Annotated in this window: 13 protein-coding genes and 1 rRNA gene; 11 read left to right on the forward strand and 3 right to left on the reverse strand. The window is 37.2% G+C overall.

The window, feature by feature from the left end; genetic code table 11:
• The first annotated feature begins 15 nt into the window (after positions 1-15).
• The 3 genes from KQI49_RS14610 (at position 16) to KQI49_RS14620 (ending at position 3,489) form a co-directional block, all read left to right on the forward strand.
• Positions 16-1,197, forward strand: coding sequence for a GNAT family N-acetyltransferase (locus KQI49_RS14610; protein ID WP_216490125.1), 1,182 nt, complete (start codon positions 16-18; stop codon positions 1,195-1,197).
• Positions 1,198-1,357: 160 nt separating this feature from the next.
• Entirely contained in the window at positions 1,358-2,035 is a 678-nt protein-coding gene (locus KQI49_RS14615) for a hypothetical protein (protein ID WP_216490127.1), read from the forward strand.
• Entirely contained in the window at positions 2,032-3,489 is a 1,458-nt protein-coding gene (locus KQI49_RS14620; protein ID WP_216490129.1) for an efflux RND transporter periplasmic adaptor subunit, read from the forward strand. Before KQI49_RS14615 ends, KQI49_RS14620 begins: the two co-directional genes overlap by 4 nt.
• Positions 3,490-3,519: 30 nt before the next feature.
• Here KQI49_RS14620 and KQI49_RS14625 read toward each other — a convergent pair whose 3' ends face one another.
• Positions 3,520-4,377 (reverse strand): YihY/virulence factor BrkB family protein, encoded by an 858-nt coding sequence (locus tag KQI49_RS14625; RefSeq protein ID WP_216490131.1) that lies wholly within the window; start codon positions 4,375-4,377, stop codon positions 3,520-3,522.
• A 132-nt stretch (positions 4,378-4,509) separates the two neighbouring features.
• Here KQI49_RS14625 and KQI49_RS14630 point away from each other — a divergent pair, with 132 nt between their 5' ends.
• From KQI49_RS14630 to KQI49_RS14650, 5 genes are all read left to right on the forward strand, one after another.
• Positions 4,510-5,001 carry a DUF948 domain-containing protein gene (locus tag KQI49_RS14630; RefSeq protein WP_216490133.1) on the forward strand — a complete coding sequence of 164 codons (492 nt, stop codon included), beginning with the start codon at positions 4,510-4,512 and terminating at the stop codon, positions 4,999-5,001.
• A gap of 1 nt (position 5,002) precedes the next feature.
• Complete coding sequence (locus KQI49_RS14635; protein ID WP_216490135.1) at positions 5,003-5,461, forward strand: DUF948 domain-containing protein; 459 nt, start codon at positions 5,003-5,005, stop codon at positions 5,459-5,461.
• On the forward strand, positions 5,445-5,678 hold the full coding sequence (locus KQI49_RS14640; RefSeq protein ID WP_216490137.1) for a hypothetical protein: 234 nt from the start codon (positions 5,445-5,447) through the stop codon (positions 5,676-5,678). Before KQI49_RS14635 ends, KQI49_RS14640 begins: the two co-directional genes overlap by 17 nt.
• Positions 5,679-6,051: 373 nt before the next feature.
• The gene (cwlD, locus tag KQI49_RS14645) at positions 6,052-6,771 is read left to right on the forward strand and encodes an N-acetylmuramoyl-L-alanine amidase CwlD (RefSeq protein WP_216490139.1); all 720 of its coding nucleotides are present in this window, start codon (positions 6,052-6,054) and stop codon (positions 6,769-6,771) included.
• Between the two features lie 285 nt (positions 6,772-7,056).
• The gene (locus tag KQI49_RS14650) at positions 7,057-8,112 is read left to right on the forward strand and encodes an Mrp/NBP35 family ATP-binding protein (RefSeq protein ID WP_216490141.1); all 1,056 of its coding nucleotides are present in this window, start codon (positions 7,057-7,059) and stop codon (positions 8,110-8,112) included.
• An 83-nt stretch (positions 8,113-8,195) separates the two neighbouring features.
• Here KQI49_RS14650 and gerD read toward each other — a convergent pair whose 3' ends face one another.
• Positions 8,196-8,828 (reverse strand): spore germination lipoprotein GerD, encoded by a 633-nt coding sequence (gene gerD / locus KQI49_RS14655; protein WP_253286845.1) that lies wholly within the window; start codon positions 8,826-8,828, stop codon positions 8,196-8,198.
• A 168-nt stretch (positions 8,829-8,996) separates the two neighbouring features.
• On the opposite strand from gerD, the gene KQI49_RS14660 reads away from it, so the two are divergent.
• Complete coding sequence (locus KQI49_RS14660; RefSeq protein WP_216490143.1) at positions 8,997-9,644, forward strand: KinB-signaling pathway activation protein; 648 nt, start codon at positions 8,997-8,999, stop codon at positions 9,642-9,644.
• Positions 9,645-9,753: 109 nt separating this feature from the next.
• On the opposite strand, the gene pdaB is transcribed toward KQI49_RS14660, so the two are convergent.
• Positions 9,754-10,512: a polysaccharide deacetylase family sporulation protein PdaB gene (gene pdaB / locus KQI49_RS14665; RefSeq protein ID WP_216490145.1), complete on the reverse strand. Its 759-nt coding sequence runs from the start codon at positions 10,510-10,512 to the stop codon at positions 9,754-9,756.
• A 369-nt stretch (positions 10,513-10,881) separates the two neighbouring features.
• Here pdaB and KQI49_RS14670 point away from each other — a divergent pair, with 369 nt between their 5' ends.
• Both KQI49_RS14670 and KQI49_RS14675 read left to right on the forward strand, forming a co-directional pair.
• Positions 10,882-11,103: a hypothetical protein gene (locus tag KQI49_RS14670; RefSeq protein WP_216490147.1), complete on the forward strand. Its 222-nt coding sequence runs from the start codon at positions 10,882-10,884 to the stop codon at positions 11,101-11,103.
• Positions 11,104-11,377: 274 nt separating this feature from the next.
• Positions 11,378-11,578 (forward strand): 16S ribosomal RNA (locus tag KQI49_RS14675); the annotation flags it as partial.

Below are 11,578 nucleotides of genomic sequence, written 5' to 3' on the forward strand. Positions count from 1 at the left end.
AAAGGGGGAGAACAGATGGATAATATTAAAACATTAAGCACCTCTGATTATCCGGAAATTTTTGAGTTATCACAGTTTGCTTTTCAATATAAATTAGATGACGAGGCTATGGAAATAAAGAAACAAGAAGCTGATCGTCATACGATTTGGGGCTATATGGATGATGGAAGTATTGCGGCGAAGCTCCATCTCATTCCACTGACAACAATGATTAACGGGAAACCTTTTAAAATGGGCGGTATAAGTTCCGTTGCCACATGGCCTGAATACCGGAGGCAAGGCATGGCTAAGAAGCTTTTATTTCATGCACTTAATCATATGAAAGCCGCGGGACAAACGATTACATTTCTTCATCCTTTTTCATTCGGATTTTACCGGCAGTATGGTTTTGAACATACGTTTAATCTTAAACATTACACCATTCCAGTAGAAAAGATGGCAGGGCGTTGGCAGGGAAAAGGTTATGTTCGCCGTAGTGAATTGGATATCCCTACTCTAAATGCTATTTATAGTGATTATACGAAGCGTTATACTGGTACTATTATGCGCGATGATAAATGGTGGAAGCAACGCGCTTTTAAACAAGTCGAACAAATTGCGATTGCATATAATGAAAATAACGAAGCGGAAGGATATATTCATTACTACGTAAAAAAAGACGAAATGGTTGTGAAAGAGCTGGCTTACCGAACGATGAATGGTTGGCAATTATTACTTGAGTTTATCGCTAATCATGATTCAATGGCAAAAACCATTAAAATAACTGTTCCGGAAAATGATCAATTAGCTATTTTAGCCCATGAACCAGATTTCTCTCAGCATATCGAACCATATTTTATGGCACGCATTGTTGATGTACAGGCTTTCTTAAAAGACTATCCATTTGAAACAGCCGTCAAGGCAAATGAGTCAGTAACGCTTATGGTGGACGACCCATTTTTTTCTGAAAATGAGGGTTTTTATCGATTGACCCAAAAGGGTGAAAAGGTGGAAGTGGCACATGGAAAATCGAATCGTCATAATCAGGTAGCTATTTTCTGCACGATTCAACAGTTGACGGTGATGTTGTTAGGGTTTAAGCGGCCGCTTGAGTTGTTTGAACTTGGCTTGATTGATGGAGATATAGCTGAAATTCGTAAGTTTGAAGAGTGGATTCCTCAGCAGTCGACGTATTACCCTTTGGCGGATTTCTTTTAGTATATGACTAGTGACAAAGGTCTATTTAAAAAAATGTCGGGAAAATGGTGGGATATTGGGGTATTATAAGGTAAAATGGTGTATACACGTGAAATAAATTAATTAAGAGTATTTCAGTAATATAAGAGAAGTGTTATTTAATAGAAAAGGAATGGGTTTGATGAACTACCAACCGAACTTTTTTAAGTTTTTATTTTCAATTAATGATCATTTGTTTCGGCTGCGGCAGGCTGAGGCGATGAGTCCCATTTGGAGATCGAATAGTTTGCTCATTCTGCTGAGTATGCTTATTTATCTGTGGATGGCGTTTTTAGGGATGGGTTCTAATTTAATTTCAGGGGATGCGCTCGTCTTGGGAGCGTTAAACTATGAAGCTAGCAAGTTTTGGTTTGTTATCGGTCGGCTTCTTTATGGGGCATTTTTTGCTTCGTTTATTTTATTTGTGCCTGCATACTTATTTAAGTTGCTGACAGATATTCCATTTAAAAAGTTAGTTGTGATGCAGCAGGTCGTCCTGTTTATTATGTTAGTTGAGCGCTTGCTGTGGATTCCTTTAATGTTGTTTGCAGGGCTTGATTGGTACGTATCACCTTTATCATTCGGTATTATTGCTTCATACATAACGGATCATAGTTGGGCCATCTACTTCTTCGGAGCCATAAGTATATTCCAATTATGGATCATAGGTTTTCAAGTTCTGTTTTTAAAATCTATGACGACAGGGATAAGGGAGCGTTCATTATGGCTTAGTGTCATTTTCCTCCATATATTATGGTGGGGACTGGCGGCCATCTTTTCGTTTACTGATCAGTCTATTATAAGTGGGTGGTTTGGATGAGATTAACCCGAAAACATAAAATGAGTTTGGTGTTAGCAGTGTTATTTGTATTGACTAATGTTTTGCTTATTTATATTGATAAAGAGCAAAAGGTGGCCAAGACTTCTCATATTAAAGAATGGACGGAAGTGACTGAACAGGATATGTATGAATCGGTCGATACGACAGGGGTGCTTGATTTCTCTGAAGAGTCCTTTATATATTTTGATGATAGTCTTGGCGAATTTCAGTCGTTTATGATCGAAGAAGGGCAACAGGTTCATGCAGGAGAGGACTTATATTCATATGAAGTCCGTAATTATTATGAAACAGCCGCTCAGCTTGAGGGTGAGATGGAAAAATTAGATGGAGAAATCACGGCTATTGAAGCGGCTATTACGAAGATGGAGAGCTATCAAATTCCTTCATCTACTTCGTCAGCGCCGGCTCAAGCTAATTCACTCTCATCAATGGATGACGATACGGACGAAGATGAGAACTCAATGATCAAGAGTTTTCTTGAAGAAATGACCCAAGTACAAGATACAGGACAGGCCGAGTTGATAAAAGAACAATATATTACGGAAAAAGAAAAAGAACTCGCTCAAAAGGAAGCGGAGCAAACTAGTGTGGAAACACAGTTATCAGAATTAACGGCAACAGGTGAAACGGTGACAGTTGAAAGTCCTTATGATGGAGTTGTCACGAATATATCTGAAACGCTAGAAGATCCTTTAATTACCGTTCAATCAGCAGAATTGGTTGTAAAGGGAGAGTTGAAGGAGCAAGATCATTCAAAAGTAGAGCCGGAACAAACCGTTTATATCACCATGGCAGAAAATGATTCTAAAGAAGAAGGTCTTATTGAAGAAGTTGATGAAATTCCAGATGAAATCAGTTTAAAGGGAAAGAGTAAATATCCATTTATTGCTACTCTGTTAGATGAAGAGATACAAGATGAAAATCAGGGTGCTGAACAAGAAGATTTCGAGGAAGAACAGGATGACCAAGACTTAGATCAGAATCAAGATGAAGATCAAGACTCTGGGAAAGGGCTTGAGATCAATGAAAGTGATGATGAGTCGAAAGAGACTGAAACCGTGGACGAGCAAGAAAAGGAAGAAGAGGAAGACAAGCTTTTTCCCGGATATCATGCAGATTTAGAAATCATCACGAAAGAATCATCTCAGGCCTCTGTTGTTGACGAGAAAGACTTAGATGATTCAGGGATTTGGTTAATGACCCCAAAAGGTACAATCATAAAGAACCCTGTTGAAATAGGTATTGAAATGGATTCACTTATAGAAATTACTGAAGGAGCGGAAGTGGGTGAGTGGATTGCGATTGATCCGCAAGATAGGTTCACATCCCCCAGTCCATTCATCACTTCACTTGATGTTAAGACACTTAACGCTAAGCGATTAAAGTCTGATCGATGGTTTAAAGATTTAATGACAGGTTTTATTTCAAGATAAAAACAGAAAAAGAGAGAGTGCTTAATAAAACTAAGCCTCTCTACTTTTTTTCATATCTTTAGCCTCATTTGTGTTTTGTTGATTTTGCTGATAAATAACATTAATCAGTGCACCGACCATTAAAATAATACCTGTTAAAAAGAACCACATCATTAAGATGATTATTCCACCCAGACTGCCATAGGTTGCAGAGTAATTTCCAAAGTTGTCTATATAAAACGAAAAACCGAAAGAAATAAGTAACCATGCAATACTGGCAACTAGAGCGCCAGGTAAAGTGTCTTTAAATGGCAAGTTTTTATTTGGTGCAAAGCGATAGAACATTAATAATATTCCTGTGAGAACAATGATGCTGATGGCCCAGCGTAAGATTTGTATGAGAATTGTTTTTGAACTTCCTAACGATAAAATCATATCCAAGTACTTTACAATGGTATTACCGAATATCGGTAATGTAATGGCGACACCAAGCGCGATGATTAATCCGATGGTAAGCCCAAGTGCCATTGCTCTCACTACAATAAATGAGCGCGTTTCTTCAACACCATAGGCGCTGTTTGCAGATTTGATGAAGGCGTTCACCCCGTTGGAAGCTGACCAGAGAGCGCCAATGATACCGATTGTTAGTAATCCGCCTTTAGGGGTCTCGATCAAGCTTACAATATTATCTTCAAAAATCTCAGCCATTCCGGATGGAAGTGATTTTTCAACCGTATCCATCACTTGATTCACATCGAGATTAAGATAGGGAATGATAGCAAATGCAACAATAAGTAATGGAAAGATTGATAACAGATAATAATAAGCTTGACCTGCAGCAAGTAAAGTGACATTATGTTCACTGAATTTTTCCATCAGCTGTTTGATGTAATTTTTAATTGTTTTCATAAGTTGGTCCTCCATATAGATGTTATGTGTATCTTATATACCCAATCTTAGTGAGAACCAATCTTAAGATAGCTTAACGTTTTATTTATTTGTATGAGTGGTATAATATTGTGAAAGAGGAGGGTTGAACGGATGCAAGGTATCTTATATTTTGCTTTAATGCTTTTGGCGATTGGCTTTGCGATTATAGTGTTTTATATTTGTTATTTACTCATGAGTGTAGCGTCTACATTTAAATCAGTTGGAAAAACCGCTCATGACATGGAAGAAAAGATGAGAGTCATTACTCCCGAGTTACAGAATGCAATGAAGGAATCAAGTAAGTTGGTTGATGATATATACGATAAATTAAAAGCAACTGACAGCGTGGTCGATACAGTTGGAAATATTGGGACATCTGTTCACACCATGAATCAAGTCTATAAAATCAAGAGAGACCGAACATCAGACGAAGAAATTTTCCAAAAAGCTAAACCATTTCTTGAAGGCATCAAATGGAGTGAAGTAGGTACAGAGCTTTATTCCAATTGGAAGAAGGACGAGCCTCAAGAAGAAACACAATTAGCAGTACAAAATGAAGAAACAAACGTAGTACCATTAAAACAAACAGGGAAAGAGGGATAATATGACATTAACAGGTGTTGGTGTAATCATTATCGGATTAGCGTTACTAGTCATTGCTATATTCGTAGCGCATGCGTTAAACAACTTGGCGGGCGTTCTTAAGGGAGTAGAAAAAACGGTTGACAGGCTGCCAGATCAGCTTGACGATATTTTTAAAGAAACAGGTCAACTTATTGGTGAAAGTCACGAGACACTTGCCGATGTCAATACGAAATTAGAGCAGCTTAGCCCACTTTTTTACATTGTCGGTGATGTAGGAAATGTGACACGTCGCTTCTCTTCATCACTAGTTGACGTGACAGACACATTGAAGTCACGAACAGAAGCTGGAAAAGATATGGCTGATAAAAATCAATTAGGGGGTCTCTACGGCGGTTTTGCATTAGGTTATTACTGGTTGAAAAAACGTAAACAGATGAAAAAAGCTGGAGGGACTATGACCCATGAGCAAACAAAATAAACGAAAAACATCAAAGGGTACTACAATTCTTGCTGGCTCTGCAGGCAGCATTGTCCTAGGTTGGCTCTTGAATAAATACGCAAAAGATCCTGCCAAACAACTCGTTTCTACATTGAACCAAAAAGTAAAGTCTACCCAGAATAAGTGGTATACAGACGGAGAAAAAAGAGCAAATGAGTTGGCAAAAATTAAGCAAGAGGTTGAATCCGAGTTATAATATCGACTCTCCTAGTTAAGGAGGGTCGATATTTTTTGGTTTCTAGCGTGAGTTTCGTGGGACTCGGAAAAATGCCTATCGGACATGGATGGCTCAGATCTTCCATAAAATGTCCGATAGAGCATTGCAAATGGACATGGAAGTCTCAAAAATGGCCATTGGTGTCCGGTAAAACGTTCCAACTGGACATGGGAAGCTTGAAAATCATTTTAGATGTCCAATAGCACGCACGCATCAAACAGGTTTGTTCTCTAATAGAGCCAGCTTTAGTGTCCCATGCCTGTCAATTACCAGATTCTATAGTATAAAAAGTCATAAATCTTAAACTCGTCCCATAAAATAATGAGAGTAAACAGGATGAGGGGCGAGTGACATGAATGGAATGTTAAAAAAGGTAGCATGGGTGGCAGGAATCGTCGCGTTAGGCTTTTTAATTCAATATCCTATTAACAAAACCACTACGACATGGGAGTCATGGTCCTTACCATTATCAGGCCAAACCATCGTTATCGATCCGGGGCATGGTGGTCCAGATGGAGGAGCAGTTGGAAAAGATGATACATCAGAAAAAGAAATATCCTTGGCCGTATCTAAAAAATTACAGAGTTATTTGCAGCAAGCAGGTGCTCTAGTCTATTTGACTCGAGAAACAGACACAGATTTGGCGGAAGATGGAACGCAAGGACTCTCTAATCGAAAGTCGGAAGATATTCGTAATCGACTTAATTTTATCCATGAAAAAGATGCGGATTTCTTCGTTACTGTTCACCTTAATGCCATTCCTTCAACACGTTGGCGAGGGGCACAAACCTTTTATTATCCGAAAGAAGATCATAGTCGTCATTTAGCAACGATGATTCAATCAGAAATTATTGATAACCTAGAAAACACAACCCGAACACCACTTGCAATCAATACACTTTATCTCCTGAAGAACGCAGAAGTGCCAGGCGCTTTGGTGGAGATTGGTTTCTTATCAAATGAGCAAGAACGAGAAGAACTTAAACAAGAAAGCTATCAACAACAAATGGCCGCAAGTATTTACGAAGGTATGTTGCGTTACGTGACAGAAGAACCTGAAGAGGAAGAATAAAATACGAAGAAAAAGATAACTTATAGAAGAGTAGTAGACGGGCACACTCGATTTTAAAATTTGGGTGGGCTCTTTTTGTGTTAGATCTTATTTTTTGGTTTTATGAAATGTGAACCTAAGAGCATCTATGATTCAAATCACTTAGAATTTTTTTGAATTATGTTATACTAGTTTTGTAGTAAAAAATAGTCGAAAACATGTTGGAACGACAAATTAGGTATCTTTAGTAACATAATTGAACAGCATGTTAATAATATTTCTAGCAGTTAAGAGAGGTGGTAAAGTATGTTAACAAAAGAAGAAATTATTGAGCTTCTTAATCCGGTTAAAGATCCATTTATACATAGAACTCTTGAAGAGACAGACGGAATTAAAGAAATTAAAATTAAAGAGGATAAAAAGCATGTAAGCGTTAAAGTAGGCATCAGTAAAACAAATACCGGTGAACAAATGCAATTACAGCAGGAAATTGTCGGCATTTTAAAGAAAAATGGTGCTTCAACGGTAGGGCTTCGTTTTGAACAACTTCCAGATGAAATCATTCAAAAATACCAACCAGCTGCCGAAGCTGACAAAGAGAAAACGCTGATGGGTGGCAGTAAACAACCTCACTTTATTGCGGTTTCGAGCGGTAAAGGTGGCGTTGGGAAATCTACTGTCACCGTGAATTTGGCTATGTCACTTATGCGTCTTGGTAAAAAAGTTGGTATTATCGATGCGGATATATATGGTTTTAGTGTACCTGATATGATGGGTGTTGAACAAAGACCGGCAGTCCGAGGTGAAAAAATCATTCCGGTAGATCGTTTTGGCGTAAAAGTTATTTCGATGGGATTCTTTGTAGAGGATAACTCGCCTATTATTTGGCGTGGACCAATGCTTGGAAAGATGCTTTCAAGCTTCTTTAAGGAAGTAGAGTGGGGCGACCTCGACTATTTATTGCTTGACTTGCCTCCAGGTACCGGTGACATTGCGATGGATGTTCATGAACTTTTACCAACATGTAAAGAAGTCATTGTCACAACACCACATCCTACAGCCGCCTTTGTTGCAGCGCGTGCAGGACAAATGGCCATCAAAACAGAACATGAAATATTAGGTGTTGTTGAGAATATGGCTTATTACCAAAGTAAATCCGGTGAAAAGGAATATGTCTTCGGTCGTGGTGGTGGAGATAAGCTGGCAGAGGCTCTAGATACAAAAGTACTTGGCCGTCTACCACTGAAACAACCATATGAAGAGGAAGATGAATTCGCACCTTCTATTTACCAGCAGGATCACCCACTTGGTAAAGAGTATCATTTAATTGCATCAAAAATAGTTGCTCAAGTTGAGGAGTAAATGATATAAAATCTAGAGAGCTAAGTTACAATTAGCTTCTCTAGATTTTTTAAATTGTGCCGTTATAACTGTGAAAGTTATGGTCACATATCTTCTTCACCAGGTTGTTGTTGTTGTTCGCCTTGTTGTTGGTCTTGTCCTCCGCCATCGTCTTCTTGGTCTTTGTTTTTCTGACCTTGATCTTCCGCGGCTTTTAACAGAATTTCTTGGATTTTAGCTTGGAAAATTGGATTTTCGAATGTTTCTTGAATACTTTCTTGTAGATGTTTATTAAAGTCTTGGCTTTTTAATAATTGTAATATGTGCTTTGTTACTTCAGGATCTTTAAATAAATCAATCATCTTTTCCTGATACTCAGGATCACTTATTAAATGTTTCATTAGTTCTTCTTGTTCTTTTTCGATGGATTTAGCGAATTTCTCAGCAAACTTTGGATCCTCAAATAGCTTCTTCCACATATCCTTTCCTTTTTCAGAAGCAACCGATTCATTAACAGCTTCTTTTAATATGTCAGAATCCATAATTAACTCTTTCTTCATTTTTTCGTCAGCTAATATTTCAGCTAATGCTTTTTTGCCATCGTCTGTTTGTAATATATCAATGACCATCTTTTTAGTTGTATCGTATTCGGCTTGCTTTCCTGTATCTTCCCCACCGCAAGCACTTAATAATAAGAAAAAAATAACTGATAATGAGACCATCATGAGACGTTTCATTTGCCGACAGTCCTCCTTCCTCCTATCTTTAATATGGATAAATAAATAAAAAAATATGCACATATAAAGGAAAAAGTGAAGCATTCATGTTAAAATACGAATGGATATAAAAGTGTGGAATTATAACGACTTAATTAACTAAGTTGATAAGCTTTAGGAGGAAAAATAGTGGGAAGTCGAAATGTCGTGCATCTGTTTTTTAAAACTCTTGGTCTAGGTGGACTAATAGGTCTCATTGTTAGCTTTTTTATTAATCCAAGTATTTATTCAGCTAATCTTAGTCCATTTAATTTAATGGAATTGTTGGGGCTTGTCCTGTTTTATATTGGCTTTGGATTTCTCTCCGCAGTTGTCAGTCAAACAGGATTCTTTGCTTATTTATTTATACACCGTTTTGGTTTAAATATATTTCGAACATTTTGGCCGACAGTACAGGTTATATTAATTGCTTTTGTGTTATTTGATTTAATTTATTTTCCATATAACGCATACAACGGGACAGTGTCAATCTTATGGTTTATTTTAATGGCAGCTGCCTTGTTTGGCTACGGATGGATTGTTGCTAAAAAGAAAGCGAAAGAAACAAATCAAACTGCGTTTATTCCAGCTTTGTTTTTAATGATTGTGATTACAACAGTCGAATGGGTGCCGGGTTTGCAGTCTGAAGGAACAGATTACGCGACTTTAATGATTTTTACCTTGCTTGCATGTAACACATACCAATTGTTTGCCCTTCATCGTTTGTCAAAAGACAATAAGAGCAATGGCAAACAGGATGAAAGAAAAACAATTGCAAATAAAACAAATAAAAAATAAATTAAGAGGTTGGGCCAAAACTAAGTATAATTTTAAGTGAGCGCTATTTGTTTCGGAAAAATACTTATGTCCCGACCCCTTTATCTATCCAGTGTAATTTTTATCTTGATTAATCAATAATTTCGGATTCGGCATGTGCTTGATTAAGTAACTCTGATATGGGAACGAACTTATACTTTTTATTTTTCAATCCTGGCAAGATTGTTTCTAAACTGTCTGCAGTATGCTTTGCTGAGTCGGAAGCGTGAAGTAAAATAATATCACCATTCGATGTTTCTTCCATGACGTCATCTATGATTGCTTGTGTACCTGGATTTTCCCAATCATTCGGATTGACATTCCATTGAATGACATTGAAGCCTTGGTTTTCAGCCAGTTCAATAACCTCTTCATTCAAGTGACCACTTGGAGCTCTCAATAAATCAACTTCTTCGTAACCTAGTTTATCGAAAGTTTCTTTAGCTTGAACTAAATCCCTTTGAACTTCTTCAGTTTCTTGTTCTAAGTAGCTTTTATAACGGTATCCTAACATTCCTAGTTCATGTTTCTGTTCAGTGATTTCTTCTAAAATCTCTGGATGCAGCTCTGCCCATTCCCCACTGACAAAAAAGGTAGCTTGGACATCATGCTTTTTTAACTGTGTTAAAATGTCGTGGACTTTTTCTTCCCCCCAGCTAATATTAAACGTTAAACTAATATTTGGTTCATCCTTATTACCTTTTGCTAAGACAACTTCTTGATCAGTGGATGAAAAGGTTGAATAAGTTCCTTGTCCATTCCAAAGGAAAACAGCTGCAAAAAATGCAAACACAACTACAGTTGCCCAGCGCTTCCAATGCTTGGCGCTTAACACATAAAAATGGTGCATATGAAATCTCCCTTCACAAATATTCCATGCTCTAGTTTATGTTGCAAATTTATTATTATGAACAGCAGTTGTTTATGTTAACTTTGTCCTGTTGTAACAAGACGATATATAGTAATTTTAAGTAAATCTATTTTGCAAATGATTAGAACTTTGTTTTTAGGTAATAAATAAAGGAGCGTGGATATTAAATAAATAAACTTATTGTCTAATATTTGACTAACAATGATAAAAAACCGACATGTTTCTACATATATGTCGAATTCCTATATAGGAACAGATATAATTAATTTGGTGCGTTTGATTAACTGTATAGAGGGTATGTAAGAGAAAGTGACTTGTGAGAGAAGTAGTTAGTTATGAGGTGAGGAAATGTTAGGATTATTAATTAATGAAAAAGAACATAAAGAAATGATTTATTTGATTAAGAGAGAACTAGAAGAACTATTATTTGATTTAGAAGATCATAGAATAGATGAAGTGGTTAAACAAGCTATGCGTGCAAGGTATCATACATTATTTCAACTGCTACGCCGTGTGGCTACTGACCAAGAATGTTTAGAATATATGCCGAAGAAAAGTGAATTCAAATAAAAAGTGAAAAACTATAAAAATACTATTGAATTATATTTTTTAATATGGTATATTTATTTCTGTTGTCCGATAAAGGGATTAACAAACAAAAACATTTCAAAAGATATGTTGACAGCATTTCATAAACATGTTAAGATATATCTCGTCGTTAAAAAACGACAGAAATTGATCTTTGAAAACTGAACAGAACAACCAGTATGTCAGGAGAAATTAAGTTTCTTCTATAAAACTCAAAAGGGTAACCTTTTGAACAAGCTAAGATTTAACAACAAACTTTTTGGAGAGTTTGATCTTGGCTCAGGACGAACGCTGGCGGCGTGCCTAATACATGCAAGTCGAGCGCGGGAAGCGGACTCGTCACCCTTCGGGGTGTCTAGTCCGTGGAACGAGCGGCGGATGGGTGAGTATCACGTGGGCAACCTGCCTGTAAGATTGGGATAACTCGCGGAAACGTGAGCTAATACCGAATGAAGTC

The organism is Virgibacillus sp. MSJ-26, assembly GCF_018918075.1.
Lineage (GTDB): Bacteria > Bacillota > Bacilli > Bacillales > Amphibacillaceae > MSJ-26.